This window comes from Pseudorhodobacter turbinis (genome assembly GCF_005234135.1).
Lineage (GTDB): Bacteria > Pseudomonadota > Alphaproteobacteria > Rhodobacterales > Rhodobacteraceae > Pseudorhodobacter > Pseudorhodobacter turbinis.
In genome coordinates this window covers 578,662-593,375 of the sequence record NZ_CP039965.1, presented here as the reverse complement: position 1 = coordinate 593,375, position 14,714 = coordinate 578,662, and the positions used below count along the sequence as shown (strand labels likewise).

The 14,714-nt window shown below is 56.7% G+C and carries 17 protein-coding genes and 1 tRNA gene; 8 read left to right on the top strand and 10 right to left on the bottom strand.

From position 1 onward, the window contains the following. Positions 1-4 precede the first annotated feature (4 nt). Together EOK75_RS15180 and EOK75_RS15175 are read left to right on the top strand one after the other, a co-directional pair. Positions 5-409 carry a PTS sugar transporter subunit IIA gene (locus EOK75_RS15180; protein ID WP_137194921.1) on the top strand — a complete coding sequence of 135 codons (405 nt, stop codon included), beginning with the start codon at positions 5-7 and terminating at the stop codon, positions 407-409. Next, entirely contained in the window at positions 406-675 is a 270-nt protein-coding gene (locus EOK75_RS15175) for an HPr family phosphocarrier protein (RefSeq protein ID WP_137194920.1), read from the top strand. The genes EOK75_RS15180 and EOK75_RS15175 overlap by 4 nt, the downstream gene beginning before the upstream one ends. Positions 676-694: 19 nt before the next feature. Here EOK75_RS15175 and EOK75_RS15170 read toward each other — a convergent pair whose 3' ends face one another. Further along, positions 695-1,570 (bottom strand): 3-hydroxybutyryl-CoA dehydrogenase, encoded by an 876-nt coding sequence (locus EOK75_RS15170; protein WP_137195812.1) that lies wholly within the window; start codon positions 1,568-1,570, stop codon positions 695-697. 178 nt (positions 1,571-1,748) lie between these two features. Here EOK75_RS15170 and EOK75_RS15165 point away from each other — a divergent pair, with 178 nt between their 5' ends. Beyond that, on the top strand, positions 1,749-2,594 hold the full coding sequence (locus tag EOK75_RS15165) for a DUF6473 family protein (protein WP_240794118.1): 846 nt from the start codon (positions 1,749-1,751) through the stop codon (positions 2,592-2,594). Between the two features lie 63 nt (positions 2,595-2,657). Here the strand turns inward: EOK75_RS15165 and EOK75_RS15160 are convergent, their stop codons facing one another. The 6 genes from EOK75_RS15160 to EOK75_RS15135 all read right to left on the bottom strand — a co-directional run bounded on the left by EOK75_RS15160 (position 2,658) and on the right by EOK75_RS15135 (position 6,751). After that, the gene (locus EOK75_RS15160) at positions 2,658-3,584 is read right to left on the bottom strand and encodes an electron transfer flavoprotein subunit alpha/FixB family protein (RefSeq protein ID WP_137194919.1); all 927 of its coding nucleotides are present in this window, start codon (positions 3,582-3,584) and stop codon (positions 2,658-2,660) included. Next, positions 3,584-4,345 (bottom strand): electron transfer flavoprotein subunit beta/FixA family protein, encoded by a 762-nt coding sequence (locus tag EOK75_RS15155; RefSeq protein WP_137194918.1) that lies wholly within the window; start codon positions 4,343-4,345, stop codon positions 3,584-3,586. The genes EOK75_RS15160 and EOK75_RS15155 overlap by 1 nt, the downstream gene beginning before the upstream one ends. 192 nt (positions 4,346-4,537) lie before the next feature. Beyond that, complete coding sequence (locus EOK75_RS15150; RefSeq protein WP_137194917.1) at positions 4,538-5,110, bottom strand: cob(I)yrinic acid a,c-diamide adenosyltransferase; 573 nt, start codon at positions 5,108-5,110, stop codon at positions 4,538-4,540. A gap of 2 nt (positions 5,111-5,112) precedes the next feature. Continuing rightward, the gene (locus EOK75_RS15145; protein WP_137194916.1) at positions 5,113-5,319 is read right to left on the bottom strand and encodes a twin transmembrane helix small protein; all 207 of its coding nucleotides are present in this window, start codon (positions 5,317-5,319) and stop codon (positions 5,113-5,115) included. A 73-nt stretch (positions 5,320-5,392) separates the two neighbouring features. Beyond that, complete coding sequence (locus EOK75_RS15140) at positions 5,393-6,220, bottom strand: SDR family oxidoreductase (RefSeq protein WP_137194915.1); 828 nt, start codon at positions 6,218-6,220, stop codon at positions 5,393-5,395. Between the two features lie 48 nt (positions 6,221-6,268). Next, complete coding sequence (locus EOK75_RS15135) at positions 6,269-6,751, bottom strand: SH3 domain-containing protein (protein ID WP_168199261.1); 483 nt, start codon at positions 6,749-6,751, stop codon at positions 6,269-6,271. 224 nt (positions 6,752-6,975) lie between these two features. On the opposite strand from EOK75_RS15135, the gene parC reads away from it, so the two are divergent. Further along, complete coding sequence (gene parC / locus EOK75_RS15130) at positions 6,976-9,279, top strand: DNA topoisomerase IV subunit A (RefSeq protein WP_137194913.1); 2,304 nt, start codon at positions 6,976-6,978, stop codon at positions 9,277-9,279. Between the two features lie 10 nt (positions 9,280-9,289). On the opposite strand, the gene EOK75_RS15125 is transcribed toward parC, so the two are convergent. Beyond that, complete coding sequence (locus EOK75_RS15125) at positions 9,290-10,663, bottom strand: cytochrome P450 (protein ID WP_137194912.1); 1,374 nt, start codon at positions 10,661-10,663, stop codon at positions 9,290-9,292. Between the two features lie 69 nt (positions 10,664-10,732). On the opposite strand from EOK75_RS15125, the gene EOK75_RS15120 reads away from it, so the two are divergent. The 4 genes from EOK75_RS15120 to EOK75_RS15105 all read left to right on the top strand — a co-directional run bounded on the left by EOK75_RS15120 (position 10,733) and on the right by EOK75_RS15105 (position 13,700). Next, entirely contained in the window at positions 10,733-11,362 is a 630-nt protein-coding gene (locus EOK75_RS15120) for a hypothetical protein (RefSeq protein ID WP_240794117.1), read from the top strand. A 90-nt stretch (positions 11,363-11,452) separates the two neighbouring features. Next, positions 11,453-12,628 (top strand): elongation factor Tu, encoded by a 1,176-nt coding sequence (tuf, locus tag EOK75_RS15115; RefSeq protein WP_137192969.1) that lies wholly within the window; start codon positions 11,453-11,455, stop codon positions 12,626-12,628. 294 nt (positions 12,629-12,922) lie between these two features. After that, positions 12,923-13,165, top strand: coding sequence for a hypothetical protein (locus EOK75_RS15110; protein ID WP_137194911.1), 243 nt, complete (start codon positions 12,923-12,925; stop codon positions 13,163-13,165). A gap of 459 nt (positions 13,166-13,624) precedes the next feature. Further along, positions 13,625-13,700, top strand: a tRNA-Trp gene (locus tag EOK75_RS15105). 84 nt (positions 13,701-13,784) lie between these two features. Here EOK75_RS15105 and EOK75_RS15100 read toward each other — a convergent pair. Together EOK75_RS15100 and EOK75_RS15095 are read right to left on the bottom strand one after the other, a co-directional pair. Then, on the bottom strand, positions 13,785-14,111 hold the full coding sequence (locus tag EOK75_RS15100; RefSeq protein WP_137194910.1) for an FCD domain-containing protein: 327 nt from the start codon (positions 14,109-14,111) through the stop codon (positions 13,785-13,787). A 113-nt stretch (positions 14,112-14,224) separates the two neighbouring features. Further along, positions 14,225-14,500, bottom strand: a complete 276-nt coding sequence (locus EOK75_RS15095; protein ID WP_137194909.1) for a hypothetical protein — start codon at positions 14,498-14,500, stop codon at positions 14,225-14,227. Positions 14,501-14,714: the final 214 nt, after the last annotated feature.

Here is a 14,714-nt window from a genome sequence, read left to right as displayed (position 1 = left end):
AAGAGTGATTGGGATTGTTATTGTTGCCCATGGCGGGCTTGCACGCGAGTATCTTTCTGCAGTGCAACATGTTGTGGGAAAACAAAAAGATATGATTGCGGTCTCGATCGAGGAAGATCACGACCGGGCGCAGAAGCAGACTGAAATCTGTGATGCTGCCAATTCTGTGGACCGCGATGACGGGGTGGTGGTTGTCACCGATATGTTCGGTGGGTCCCCCTCTAACCTGTCGCTCATGGCTTGTATTGGGCGCGGTCGGCGGATCCTGTATGGGGCAAACCTGCCAATGCTGATAAAACTGACAAAATCGCGCCACCTTGCGGTGCAAGACGCCGTGACTTTGGCGCTGGATGCTGGCCGAAAATATATTAACAGCCTCGATCTGGGCGAAGAAGGAGACCTCCCATGAGCGAGCGTATTTTGCATATTGAAAACGTAAAAGGGCTTCATGCCCGCGCCTCGGCCAAATTTGTCGAAGTGGTAGAAGAGTTTGATGCCACCGCAGAAGTTTCCAAAGACGGGATGAGCGTTTCGGGCGACTCGATCATGGGCCTGCTGATGCTTGCGGCCTCGCGTGGCACCAGCATTTCTGTCAAAACCTCCGGCCCGCAGGCCGAAGTCTTGATGGAAGCGCTTGATGCTCTGGTCAAAAATCTCTTTGGCGAAGATTTCTAGGGTCTATATTCGCCGCATGTTACCGTGTTGGAACGGGCGTTTCACCACGGTAATCATAAAATCCGCGCTTGGTTTTGCGACCCAGCCAGCCAGCTTCAACATATTTGGTCAGCAAAGGGCAGGGGCGGTATTTGGTGTCTGCCAAGCCATCATGCAGCACGTTCATGATCGCGAGACAGGTGTCGAGCCCGATAAAATCTGCCAACTCCAGCGGCCCCATTGGATGATTCGCACCAAGCTTTAGCGATTCATCAATGGATTTGACCGAACCTACACCCTCATACAGCGTATAAACCGCCTCATTGATCATCGGCATCAGGATCCGGTTAACGATAAAGGCGGGAAAATCTTCGGCACTTGCCGCAGTTTTGCCAAGCCGTTCGACCACCGCCATCAGCGTGTCATAGGTTTCGCGATCTGTCGCAATGCCGCGAATCAACTCCACCAACTGCATGATCGGAACGGGGTTCATGAAGTGAAAGCCCATGAATTTTTCCGGCCGGTCGGTGCGGCTCGCCAATCGCGTGATCGAAATGGATGAGGTGTTGGAGGTCAGAATCGTATGTGGCTTCAGGTGCGGCAGCAGGTCGTCGAAGATCGCCTGTTTCACGGTTTCGCGCTCTGTCGCGGCCTCGATAATCAGGTCAGAGGGGCCGATCTCGATGAGATTGAGCGTGGTTTTAATGCGCGCCATCGCTGCGGCTTTATCCTCGGCAGAGGTTTTTCCGCGTGACACCTGCCGCTCAAGGTTACGGTCGATGAGCGCCACGGCCTTATCCAAGCTGTCCTGACTAATATCGGTGAGGGTAACGTCATACCCCGCAAGCGCAAAAACATGCGCAATTCCGTTGCCCATCTGTCCTGCACCGACGATCCCGACTGACTTGATCTCCAACATCCCGCTCTCCTGCATCCTGTCAAAGCGGAGCATATGCCCGGTGCGGGGGGGCGTGCAAGGCCGTGTGTCTGAAAGATGCAGATTCCGTGATAATCCTAAGAATTCGTGACAAATTCAGGATTTAGCCATTTTTAAAGGACTCTGCGTCAATCTCGGAGTTGGGTGTTGAAATTAAATGGTGGGTGAAATGGCCTATGTGTATCCGAGCGATGTTACGCTCGACTATCAAACGTGCCGATATGGTACATCAAAACTTACTTTCCGGGGACCAAAGCATGATCTTGTACGGCCTTATTATGTCACGTTGGGCGGTACGGAAACTTATGGGAAGTTCGTAGAGGAACCCTTTCCGAATCTGTTGTCGGCAGGGTCTGGCATGCCAGTGGTTAACCTTGGCTGCATGAATGCCGGGCCGGATGTCTTCCTGAAAGATCCAGAAGTGCTGGATATTACCTCGGGGGCGGCGCTGACAATCGTGCAGGTCGTGGGTGCCGCGAACCTCAGCAATCCTTTCTATGCGGTTCACCCGCGTCGGAACGACCGCTTTTTACGGGCGAATCCAAGCCTTCAGAATATGTACCGCGACGTCGATTTCACGGAGTTCCACTTTACGCGGCATATGTTGCAAACATTGTTTCAGGTCTCGCCGCATCGTTTTGTGGCTGTTGCTGCACAATTGCAGGCTGTCTGGGTGGAACGCATGATCCAGTTGCTCCGTAGCATCCAGGGAAAGACATTGCTTTTGTGGATGTCGCATCATGCGCCATGTTCACCGCGTGCCGACGCAAATCCCTATGCTGATCCTGTTTTGGTTCATGCAGGGATGGTCAATCAGGTGCGCCAGCATGCCAGCGCCTATATGGAGGTGGTCACCAGTGATGACGCGAATCATGAGGGGGTCGAAAATATGGTATTCTCAGGGTTGGAGCGGCACGCCGCCGAAGGTGTCCCCGGCCCCTTGGCGCATAAAGAGGTTGCGGATGCCTTGAGTGAGGGAATCAATCAACTGCTTGCCGCGTAAGCCCAAGTAGAACGCAAAAGGGGCGCCCAAAGCGGGCGCCCCTTTTGGCATTTGAATAACAGGTTACAGCTTTTCGATCAGTTCCGGTACAGCCGTGAACAGGTCGGCAACCAGCCCGTAATCGGCCACCTGGAAGATCGGCGCTTCTTCATCTTTGTTGATGGCGACGATCACCTTACTGTCTTTCATGCCGGCAAGATGCTGGATAGCGCCCGAAATCCCAACAGCGATATAGAGATCCGGGGCGACAACCTTACCGGTTTGACCAACCTGCCAATCGTTCGGGGCATAGCCGCTGTCAACGGCCGCACGGGATGCGCCAACAGCCGCGCCCAGCTTGTCTGCCAGCTTTTCGATCAAGGCAAAATCGTCTTCGGAGCCGACACCACGACCACCCGAGACCACGATCCCAGCGCTGGTCAGCTCTGGACGGTCTGACTTCGCAACCTTGTCTTCAACCCAAGACGACAGCGCCGGATCGGCAGCAGCACCAATGGTTTCCACAGGGGCAGCGCCACCCATTTCTGCCAGATCAAAGCTTGCCGTCCGGATCGAGGCCACTTTGATTGCATCGCTGGATTTCAGCGTTTGCATCGCGTTACCGGCATAGATCGGGCGTTCAAACGTGTCGGCGTCGATAATCGCGGTTACATCCGAGATCACCATAACATCCAGCAAGGCCGCGACGCGTGGCAGCACGTTTTTCGCATCCGTTGTCGCGGGCGCAATCACGTGGCTGTAATCCTTGGCCAGACCAACGATCAGCGCGGCTGTAGGCTCTGCCAAGCGGTGGCCAAGGCTTGCATCCTCGGCGCAAAGCACCTTGGACACGCCAGAGATTTTCGCCGCTTCTGCCGCTGCATCTGCCGCAGAGGCGCCGGCACATAGCACAACGACATCGCCCAAAGGTTTCGCCGCCATAACTGCCTTGGCAGTCGCGTCGAGGTTCAATGTGCCATTGGTGACTTCACCCAAAAGAAGAACAGCCATCAGATAACCCCCGCTTCGTCTTTGAGTTTTGCAATCAGCTCATCAACCGAGCCGACTTTGATCCCCGCTTTGCGGCCTGCCGGTTCTGCGGTTTTGATCACCGTCAGGCGCGGGGTCACGTCGACGCCGTAATCGGCGGCGGTCTTTTCTTCCAAAGGCTTTTTCTTGGCCTTCATGATGTTGGGCAACGAGGCATAGCGCGGCTCGTTCAGGCGCAAATCGACCGTCACGACCGTTGGCATGTTCACCTTGATGGTTTGCAAACCGCCATCCACTTCGCGGGTGACTACGGCCTTGTCGCCTTCAATCGCCAGCTCCGACGCGAATGTCGCCTGCGACCAGCCCAGAAGTGCCGAGAGCATTTGCCCCGTCGCGTTCATGTCATTGTCGATCGCCTGCTTGCCGCAGATCACCAACCCCGGTGCTTCCGCGTCCACCACAGCCTTGAGCAGCTTGGCAACGGCCAGCGGTTCAATGTCGTTGTGCACGTCATCGGCGGCGATGATCAAAATCGCCCGGTCGGCCCCCATGGCCAAAGCGGTACGCAGGGTTTCTTGCGACTGTTTGACGCCGATGGAAACAACCACGACTTCTTCAACGCTGCCGGCCTCTTTGAGGCGAATAGCCTGTTCGACGGCAATTTCGTCAAACGGGTTCATCGACATTTTAACGTTGGCAAGATCAACACCGCTGCCATCCGCTTTGACGCGGACTTTCACGTTATAGTCGATCACACGTTTGACAGGTACAAGAACCTTCATTGCGCGGACTCCTTGGTTTGGGGTGGGGCAGAAGGCCCCTTAAACGCTCATCGCTTTGATATAATCTTGCGTAGGGAATAAACAGTCCAAAAGCGCCATGTTAGCGACAACATTCTTACGTTTTTAGGCTTGAAAATGGGGCGGTAGATACCAGATCCCCGTTAAAGCGGATAGGATTCGTAACATTCCCGGTCAGCGCGTCAGGCCCGGCACCCAAAGCACATCATCCTCACCGTCGTTATTGGCGATCCGGCCTGCCACAAAAAACCAGTCCGACAAGCGGTTGAGGTATTTGACGGCGGCAGGGTTCACATCCTCTTCGGCGGCCAGTTCCACGGTCATCCGTTCGGCGCGGCGGCATACGGTGCGGCACAGGTGCAGATGGGCGGCAAGCGCGGTGCCCCCGGGCAGGATAAAGCTGCGCAAAGGTGTTAGCTTGGTGTTCATCTCGTCGATCTCGGATTCGAGCCGGTCAACCTGCGCGTCGACAATGCGAAGGCGGGGGTAGGGCGCCTCGGCATCTTTATCGCGGTCGGGGGTGCAAAGATCGGCCCCCAGATCGAACATGTCGTTGGAAATACGGGCAAGCGCCTCATCGACAGTGCCGGTCGCATGCATTCGCGCAAGGCCAATGGTGGCGTTGGCCTCATCCACGGTGCCATAGCTGGACACACGCAGGCTGTGCTTGGCCACGCGGTCGCCATTTCCAAGGGCTGTTTCGCCCTTGTCGCCGGTCTTGGTGTAGATCTTTGACAGTACAACCATGTTCAGCCCCCCATTCTGCGCATAAAGACAAACAGCAATATCAGGGCAACCGCAACCGCCTGCGCGTAAATGCGGTAACGCATCAGCTTGTTTGAGCGTTTCGCAGACCCCTCACCGCCTTTGCCAAATGTGCCGATGCCCAAAATCAAGATGGCCACAACGGTCAGGCAGGCAATAGCGGCAATGATAAAAAGCGGATCGTTCAGCATTCAGGGTCTCCTTTTTGCAGCTTTGATCCTGATGTAAGCGCAACGCGGGGAAAAGCGAACCCAAAACATCGGCTCAGCCTTTTGCGATCAACCAATCGAGGGCGGCATTTGGCAAGATGCGTCGTGCGATGTCCATCAGATAGGTTGCTGTGGTCACGAAATACCGCGCTTTGGGGCGGTCTGCCTCTAGTGCACGGATAAGCTTGTCGGTCACAGCGCTTGGCGGCAGTTCGAACCTGTCAGGGCCTGTTGCGGCGTAAAACCGCGCCCTAACCGTTTCATAGTCTGCGCGGTGGGCCGAGTTTTTCCAATCGACCCAATGTTCGAACTGGGCGGCCGCGTTTTGGCGGAACTTGGTGGGAATGGGGCCGGGTTCGATCATTACCACATGGATGCCGCTTCCGCGCATCTCGATGCGCAGCACATCCGTCAATCCCTCCAGCGCGAATTTCGTCGCGACATAGGCCCCGCGCCAGCGCATGCCCACCAAGCCAAGCACCGAGGAACAGTTGATAATCCGCCCGTGTCCCTGCGCACGCATCACGGGGATGATCCGCCGGGTCAGGTCGTGATAGCCAAAGAGATTGGTCTCGAATATCGCGCGCATCGCATCGCGGGGCAAATCCTCTACCGCGCCGGGGCAGGCATAGGCCCCGTTGTTATAGAGCGCATCAAGCGTGCCGCCGGTCCGGCGCAGGGTCTCATCGACGGCGGCGGCGATGCTGGCCTCATCGTCATAATCCAGCACAAAGCTTTCCAACCCCTCGTCGCGCAAGCGCTGGCAATCCTCCTCGGCGCGGCAGGTCGCAAACACCCGCCAGCCGCGTGCATGCAGGGTTTGCGCGGCATCAAGCCCGATGCCCGATGAGCAGCCGGTGATAAGAATGGATTTTTGTGTCATGCCAAGGCCCCTTTTGGGTAAAGCCCTAGCGTCAATGGCAGCTATAGGTCAATCAAGCGGATCGATATTGGTTAGCAGGCGTGCGGCGACAAAGCCGTCCACCCCGTCGCCCTCAATGCGAATCTGCACCCAACCACCTTGCGCGGGGGAAACCACGGCCACGGCCTCATCGCGGGTGAGGCGGCCCACAACGCCGTAATCGGTCGATGGTCCGCCACGCACATTCACCGCCGAGGCGTTGATATACATCACTGGCAGGGCTGCGTCGCTTTGCAAGGAAACGGGTTGAGGGGTAGGGGTGCCTGCCTCTACCGAAGACAGCACAAAGCTGCCTGTGATCGGTGCCTGGCCGGTATATTGGGTTTTTTGTACGGTGACGGGGGTGAAATTGACCCGTGCCACCGCTTCCACAGGGGTCGTTTCCACCACCTGAGGCGGGCGCAGCACTTTGCTTGTCGCGGGATCAACCCCGACAAGGCCTTGCCGAAGTTGGCCTTTGTCCTCGCCGCCCAACATCAGGGCTACGAACATGCCGACTCCCAGCAAAACCACCAACTTCCACATACCAATTACCCCGTTGTGCGTCTTTACGATTTGTTAATGCCTGCACTATGGCACTTTAGGCCGTCAGAAAACACGCAAAAACCACGTGGAAACGGTTTATCCACAAGTTATCACGCTTGGACCGGTTATCTTGGCCGCACGGGCGGGATTTCGGCTGGACCGTTTCGTGCGGGGCCATTACACCGCTAACCATGACAAAATCGCCCGATCACCCCGACACACCGCCCATGACCACCTCGGAACCGCTGCGCCGTGCGATCGGCGACCGGTATCTGACCTATGCGCTTTCGACGATCATGCACCGTGCCTTGCCCGATGCGCGCGATGGTCTGAAGCCTGTGCACCGCCGTATCCTGTATGCGATGCGCGAGCTGAAGCTTTCGCCCACTGGTGGCTTTCGCAAATCGGCCAAAATCTCGGGCGATGTGATGGGGAACTATCACCCGCATGGGGATAGTGCGATTTATGATGCGATGGCGCGTTTGGCGCAGGATTTCAACGTGCGCTATCCGTTGGTCGACGGGCAGGGCAACTTTGGCAACATTGACGGCGATAACCCTGCCGCCAGCCGTTATACCGAGGCGCGACTGACCGCGATTGCCGAAAAGCTGATGGAAGGCCTGACGGAGAACGCCGTCGATTACCGCCCCAACTATGACGGCACGCTGGAAGAGCCGGTGGTTATGCCCGCCGCCTTTCCGCATCTGTTGGCCAATGGCTCAACGGGGATTGCGGTTGGTATGGCGACCAATATTCCGCCGCATAACCTGCATGAGCTGATCGACGCCTGCCAAGCCATGATCAAAGATCCCGAGATCGCGGATGACGCGCTGGTGGGTTTGATCCCCGGCCCCGACTTCCCGACGGGGGGCGTGATCGTGGAGCCGCGCGGGAATATTCTGGATGCCTACCGCACGGGCCGCGGATCATTCCGTTTGCGCGCGAAATGGGAGGTCGAGGATCTGGGCCGTGGCCAATGGCAGATTGTTGTCACCGAAATCCCCTATCAGGTTCAGAAATCCAAGCTGATCGAGAAGCTGGCAGAGCTGATCCACACCAAAAAGATCCCGATCTTTGGCGATGTGCGCGACGAATCCGCCGAGGATCTGCGCATGATCATTGAACCCAAGACCCGCACGGTCGATCCGGATATGCTGATGGGGATGTTGTTCAAAAACTCCGATCTGGAGATCCGCTTCAGCCTGAATATGAACACGTTGATCGACGGGCGTACCCCAAAAGTGTGCAGTCTCAAAGAGGTGCTGCGCGCGTTTCTGGACCATCGCCGCAATGTGCTACAACGGCGCAGCCAGCACCGGATGGACAAGATTGACCACCGGCTTGAGGTGCTTGCAGGTTTCATCACCGCGTTCCTGAACCTTGACCGTGTGATCGATATCATCCGCTATGACGCGGACCCAAAGCGTGCGCTGATGGCGCAGGATTGGTCGCTTACGCCGCCGCGTGCGATGACGGAAAAGGATTATGCCCCTCCGGTCCCGGGTAAGGGTTCGCTGACGGAAATTCAGACCGAGGCCATTCTCAACATGCGCTTGCGGTCTTTGCGCAAGCTTGAAGAGATGGAGCTGATTGCGGAACGTGACGCCTTGATGCTGGAACGTGCCGGGCTGGTGGATTTGCTGGCCGATCCGCATTTGCAATGGAAGCGCATCGGGGCAGACCTCAAGGATGTGCAGAAAACCTTTGGCAAAACATGGGCCAAAGGCGCGCGCCGCACGATGTTTGCCGAGGCGGGCGAGGTCGAGGAAGTGCCCTATGAGGCGATGATCGAGCGCGAGCCGATCACGGTGATCTGTTCCAAGATGGGCTGGATTCGCGCGATGAAGGGTCATGTCTCGCTTGATACCGAGGCCAAGTTCAAAGATGGCGACGAAGGCCGCTTCCTGTTCCACGCCGAGACAACCGACCGGATCATTCTGGTGGGCAGCAATGGCCGGTTTTACACCATCCTTGGCGCCAACCTGCCGGGGGGGCGCGGCATGGGGGAACCTGTGCGCCTGATGGTCGATCTGCCCAATGAGGCGGAAATTATCGATCTGATGATCCATCATGCGGGGATCAAACTGCTGGTCGCCTCCTCGGAAGGGGATGGTTTCATCTGCCCGGCGGATGAGGTGGTGGCCCAGACCCGTGCGGGCAAACAGGTACAAAGCTTGCGCGGCGATGCCAAAACGCTGGTGGTCAAACCCGTGACCGGCGATCATGTCGCTGTGGTGGGCGAGAACCGCAAAGTGCTGGTCTTTGCGCTGGATGAGCTGCCTGAAATGGCCAAGGGCAAGGGTGTTCGGCTGCAAAAATACAAGGACGGCGGGATGTCGGATGCCACGACCTTCACCCTTTCCGAGGGGCTAAGCTGGAAAGACCCCGCAGGCCGGACCCGCAACCAGACCGAGCTTGACGAATGGCGCGCAAAACGGGCCACGGCTGGTCGCATGGCCCCGCGTGGTTTCCCGCGTGATAACAAGTTCAACTAAATGGCGCCGCTTATAACGTCTCGATATTAAGCCAAACCCCGCCTTGGGGCCGCAATGTCAGGATCATCACGGGTTTGGGCTCTTTGCCCGCAACCGGGGTAAAGCGGTGCCGCGCCAAAAGCGTTGCCAGAATGATCACAGCCTCTTGCAGTGCGAAATTCGCCCCGATACAGACCCGTGGCCCATCGCCAAAGGGCAGATAGGCAAAGCGGGCGATCGCATTCGGCTCCTCAAAACGCGATGGGTCGAACTGATCGGGGTTGTCCCAAAGCATATGATGCCGGTGCAGCGCATAGATCGGCAAAATCACGGTATCGCCCGCCCGTATCTCACGGCCGCATAGGGTATCCGCCGCCATCGCGGTGCGCGACAGGAAGGCGGCGGGTGGGTACAGGCGCAGGGCCTCATCAATGATCCGGCGGATCAAGGGCAGCTTTGCCACATCTTCGGCCACCGCCGCGCGGGTTCCCAGAACGGCCTGCGCCTCGGCGCGCGCGCCGTCCTGCACATCTTTATCAAAAGCGCATAAATATAACGCCCAAGACAGCGTCAGTGCGGTGGTCTCATGGCCCGCCACGATGAAGGTCAGCAGATTGTCGCGCAGCTCTGATGTTGTCATCGTGCGGCCGGTTTTCGGATCTTCGCCCGCCAAAAGCAGATCGAGCAGATCCGGCACCTCATGGCGCGGCGCGGTTTTGCGCCCCTCTATCGCCGTATCCGCGATGCGCCGCATTTCCCGCATTGCCGCCCCCGCCATCATCCGCCCCGGTCGAGGAACCCAGCCCGGTACGCCGATCAAATCCAGCACCGAAACCTTGGCCGCCTGTGCGATGTAATCTTCGATCGCGCGGTGAACGGCGTTGCGATCAAACCCTTCGCCGCCTGAAAATGTCACATCCGAAATCACCTCAAAGGTCGCGGCGACCATTTCGGCAAAGATATCCGCCGCTCGCCCGTTTGAGGCCGTAACCCGCGCGCTTGACCGTTCGGCCGCTGCCGTCATCACCGGCGCCAAAGCCGCAACATTGCGGTGGCTGAAAACAGGTGCCGCCGTGCGCCGCTGCCAAAGCCATTCCGCCCCTTCGGCCACAAACAGGCTGTCGCCGATCGCCTGTTCAAGGATCAGCTTGGTGACGGTGGATTTGGGATAATCCTCTACCCTATCGCGCAACACACGCTTAAGCGCGCCCGGCTCCATCACCATGTGCCAGCGCTTGCCGGTGCGACCCGAAAGCATCGGCTGGCGCGTTGCAATTTCGGGTATCAGCTCCAGCACATTGCGCTGCCCCGCCTTGGCGGATGCCAGAATCCCCAAGGGCACGTTATGGAGGGGGACGCGCGCCGGGGTCCGTTCACGGGGTGTTGCGGGGGACGGATTTTGCATCACACTCTCTCATTAAACAGGGAAGCTACGGGTTGAATATAGGGCGTTTTGCGCATGAGGAAATGGGTCATGGTTGCGCCATTCCTTTCCATAGCCTATGCCAAAGGTCAGGTTTTGACCAAGGAGCATTATATGATTGTCGCCCGTCTTACTGCCATAAGCCTTGCCTTTGGTCTGCTGTCGGCCTGTGCCGGACAGGATGTGGTCGAGGGCCCGGTTGCACTGGGCAATTTCAAGCTGGGCCATAACATTGTCGTCGCCGACAACCCGCAAAAGGTTCCGATTTCACGGAATGCCGATCCGCAAGATTGGGATGACAGCCTGACAGCCGCGCTTGATGAACGTCTTGGCCGCTATGACGGCGACAAGTTTTATAACCTTGGTGTTTCGGTCGATGCCTATGCGCTTGCCCCGCCCGGCATCCCGTTGGTGCTATCGCCCAAATCCGCGCTGGTGGTTACAGCGACGCTTTGGGATGATGCGCTTGGCAAAAAAATCAATGAGGGCGAACAGTTCACCGTGTTTGAAGGCATCGACGGGGATACCATGATCGGTTCCGGCCTAACGCGCACGGCCGAAGAGCAGATGGAGAAACTGAGCTTCAACGCCGCCAAACGGATTGAGCGCTGGCTTTCAGAGAATCCTGAATGGTTCGGCCTGCCACCAAAACCAAAGAACACAGCGGTTTCATCGAAGTGATGCTTGATTTCCCTGTCTGAAATGGATATGTCGCGCCCGAGATAGAACGGGGTCCGTTGTGGTCCCCCCCAATGTTTGAGGCATTCCACGATGGCAAAGGCAAAGTTTGAACGTAACAAACCGCACGTAAACATCGGCACGATTGGTCACGTTGACCACGGCAAGACGACGTTGACGGCAGCGATCACGAAATATTTTGGCGATTTCAAAGCCTATGATCAGATCGACGGCGCGCCCGAAGAGAAGGCTCGTGGGATCACGATCTCGACTGCGCACGTTGAGTATGAATCCGAGGCACGCCACTACGCCCACGTTGACTGCCCCGGCCACGCTGACTATGTGAAAAACATGATCACCGGTGCTGCGCAGATGGATGGCGCGATTTTGGTTGTGAACGCAGCTGACGGCCCTATGCCGCAGACACGTGAGCACATCTTGCTTGGCCGTCAGGTTGGCATCCCTTACATGGTTGTCTACATGAACAAGGTTGACCAGGTTGACGACGAAGAGCTGCTGGAACTGGTGGAAATGGAAATCCGCGAGCTTCTGTCTTCGTATGACTACCCCGGCGACGATATCCCGATCATCCGTGGGTCTGCTCTGCACGCCATGAACGGCACGCGTCCTGAAATCGGCGAAGAGTCGATCAAGGCACTGATGGCCGCTGTGGATGAGTATATCCCAACTCCTGCACGTGCTGTTGACCAGCCGTTCTTGATGCCTGTCGAGGACGTGTTCTCGATCTCTGGTCGTGGGACTGTTGCAACGGGCCGTATTGAGCGTGGCATCGTGAAAGTCGGCGAAGAGATTGAAATCGTTGGTATTCGTGACACGAAGAAGACGGTTTGTACCGGCGTTGAAATGTTCCGCAAGTTGCTGGATCAAGGCGAAGCCGGCGATAACGTTGGTCTCTTGCTGCGCGGTGTTGACCGTGAGGGCATCGAGCGTGGTCAGGTTCTGTGTAAGCCTGGTTCGGTCAAGCCACACACGAAGTTTGAGGCTGAGGCCTACATTCTGACGAAAGAAGAAGGCGGTCGTCACACACCGTTCTTCGCGAACTACCGTCCACAGTTTTACTTCCGTACCACGGACGTAACCGGGACTGTGTTCCTGCCGGAAGGCACTGAAATGGTTATGCCGGGCGACAACTTGAAGTTCGAAGTCGAACTGATCGCCCCAATCGCCATGGAAGAAAAACTGCGCTTCGCCATCCGTGAAGGCGGCCGTACCGTCGGCGCTGGCGTCGTTTCGAAAATTATCGCTTAAGGGTCTCTTCCCTCGCGCAATCTGAAACACGCGGGCCAAAGCTCGCGTGTTTTGCGTTTAGGGACGCCATATGTGCGAGAGGCTTGAGCAAAGGCGATGCTATGGCCAACCGCCAGCCCGTTTTTGCAAATGTGGCTTTTATATCAAGCCTCGGCAGTAGCACAGAGAAGTACCTGCCTAAAGATAAAATCCATACCATTCAGGCGCGAGTCGACGTATAGTTAACGTATGTTTAATGCATATGTAGAGGCTGCATGTCCCGCAGCACTTTCATGGGCAGAAAGAAGATTGATAATGTTCAGGTATTTGCTGTTGGCGGTGGCTTTGATGTTTACTGGCGCGTCGGCGCAAGCTGCGACATATTACTTTGGCACAAATGACGCGCGATGTCATGATTATGCCAAAGTCGGTGAGGGCTATTTCCGGTGTCAGGCCCGGATGAAGGTTTACGTATCGCCCGGTGATGATGGTACCTCAACCAATACGCGCGGCGGTTTGGACACCTATCGTGGTGGCGAGCGGATCGGGGTGGTATGAGGAAGAAGGCGTGTGTACGTTCTATTGCGCTTTTGCCTCGATGAACAGCGACGAAGAAATAACCTCACTTTACTGGCATTCTTACCTTAGTATTTAAACGGGCCGTGGGGATCTGTTTGGTTTTGGCGCTGAGCAGCTATATTCCCTCATTCCGGGCAGCTATTTTACCAGTTCCGGCAAATGGGATAGGATAAGCGCTTCACCCATTCCAGTTCCTGTGCCGCTTCCGGCCGGTTTGCCGTTGATTCTAATGGCTTTGGTGCCGCTTGGACTTGCTGCGCGGCGGCGCCGGGAAATGTAGCCCTGGGCTTTCCTCACCAACATGGGCCTGGGCGGGGTATTTGAAGGCAATGCTGGCTTTTCGATCATCTCTTGTGACCGCTTTTTGATGTAAATGCGGATTGGTAAAGAAACCAACTTGATCTTCTGCCAAACATAGCATATCGACCGCACAGGCTTAGGAGTTTAGCTCAGTTGGTAGAGCATCGGTCTCCAAAACCGAGGGTCGTGGGTTCGAGTCCCTCAACTCCTGCCAAGCCTTTTCAGTGTGATAGTTGATCTTCCGGTTGCAATTTAATCGGATCGCTGGCGTTCTGCGCAAGCTTTCACTGTCGAGGGGTTACCCCTTCTCGGCTTGTCCTATCCAGATTGAATCAAGCACAAAAATGCCGGTTCGTACGACATGGTCATGCATGATTTGAGAAACGGCAGGAGTGTCGCTATCCATGATGGCGGCAATCAGCTGTTGATGTGTGGCCATCGCCTCATCCTGCTTGACCTTGGAAAACCGCGGCGCAAAGAAAAGTCCCCGTTGAGAGGGACTGGTAAGATGCGTATGGGTCGCCTTCAGTACATCATTTCCCGCGAAACTCACGATCTGATTGTGGAATGCCACATCGTTGAGAAAGCCGCTCTCGCGGTCTTTAGCGTGATAGCAGCCGATCATCCTCCAACCCTTCGGGCCGTTTTCTGAACGAGGGACAGGAGGCCGCCATATCGTGTGGGGCGGGGGAATGACCCCGGCGTTTCAGAGAAGGTTTGCGATGTCGACCTTGCCGGTCAACCGGAACCCGGAGCCACGATCAGGCCCGCTACGACCAGCAGCGGGACGGCGGTTTTCAGACGTTCGCTGCGGTTCTGTTCAATGTGGTCAAGCGTCATCGTCGGCCCTGCCATTGCGCGGCGATGCTTCCTGAGGCGCTTCGTCGTCGCAGCAGAGCCTGCCAGGGCTTGTGTGGTCTTCTTCGATAACTCCGCCATTGTTATTTTTTCACGGATCGCTTCAAGCGCAGCCTTGGCCTTGAAATCTGGCGAATGGTTCTTTCGTTTCGTCATGTTGGATCATCTCTCTCACAAGTTGATCCACCTGAGCTACTGGTCCGAATTCCCGCGACCGCCTCTGCGCACGACGGTCCGCATAGAGGGCCATTCCCGGGCTTCCAAAACCGGCTGAGCGGTCACCTTTTTGATTACGCCGACGGCGTCTTTGTCGCGAGCGCCTGAATTTTGGACATGGGGCGCGCGCTTTGAGTTGGGGTTCTTGACAGCA

Bases quoted from the DNA above. Each gene is read 5' to 3' on its own strand.
- EOK75_RS15175 (WP_137194920.1), top strand. From the start codon at position 406: ATGAGCGAGCGTATTTTGCATATTGAAAACGTAAAAGGGCTTCATGCC.
- EOK75_RS15165 (WP_240794118.1), top strand. From the start codon at position 1,749: ATGGTGGGTGAAATGGCCTATGTGTATCCGAGCGATGTTACGCTCGAC.
- EOK75_RS15160 (WP_137194919.1), bottom strand. From the start codon at position 3,584: ATGGCTGTTCTTCTTTTGGGTGAAGTCACCAATGGCACATTGAACCTC.
- EOK75_RS15155 (WP_137194918.1), bottom strand. From the start codon at position 4,345: ATGAAGGTTCTTGTACCTGTCAAACGTGTGATCGACTATAACGTGAAA.
- EOK75_RS15150 (WP_137194917.1), bottom strand. From the start codon at position 5,110: ATGGTTGTACTGTCAAAGATCTACACCAAGACCGGCGACAAGGGCGAA.
- EOK75_RS15145 (WP_137194916.1), bottom strand. From the start codon at position 5,319: ATGCTGAACGATCCGCTTTTTATCATTGCCGCTATTGCCTGCCTGACC.
- EOK75_RS15140 (WP_137194915.1), bottom strand. From the start codon at position 6,220: ATGACACAAAAATCCATTCTTATCACCGGCTGCTCATCGGGCATCGGG.
- EOK75_RS15135 (WP_168199261.1), bottom strand. From the start codon at position 6,751: ATGTTCGTAGCCCTGATGTTGGGCGGCGAGGACAAAGGCCAACTTCGG.
- parC (WP_137194913.1), top strand. From the start codon at position 6,976: ATGACAAAATCGCCCGATCACCCCGACACACCGCCCATGACCACCTCG.
- EOK75_RS15125 (WP_137194912.1), bottom strand. From the start codon at position 10,663: ATGCAAAATCCGTCCCCCGCAACACCCCGTGAACGGACCCCGGCGCGC.
- EOK75_RS15120 (WP_240794117.1), top strand. From the start codon at position 10,733: ATGGTTGCGCCATTCCTTTCCATAGCCTATGCCAAAGGTCAGGTTTTG.
- tuf (WP_137192969.1), top strand. From the start codon at position 11,453: ATGGCAAAGGCAAAGTTTGAACGTAACAAACCGCACGTAAACATCGGC.
- EOK75_RS15110 (WP_137194911.1), top strand. From the start codon at position 12,923: ATGTTCAGGTATTTGCTGTTGGCGGTGGCTTTGATGTTTACTGGCGCG.
- EOK75_RS15100 (WP_137194910.1), bottom strand. From the start codon at position 14,111: ATGATCGGCTGCTATCACGCTAAAGACCGCGAGAGCGGCTTTCTCAAC.
- EOK75_RS15095 (WP_137194909.1), bottom strand. From the start codon at position 14,500: ATGACGAAACGAAAGAACCATTCGCCAGATTTCAAGGCCAAGGCTGCG.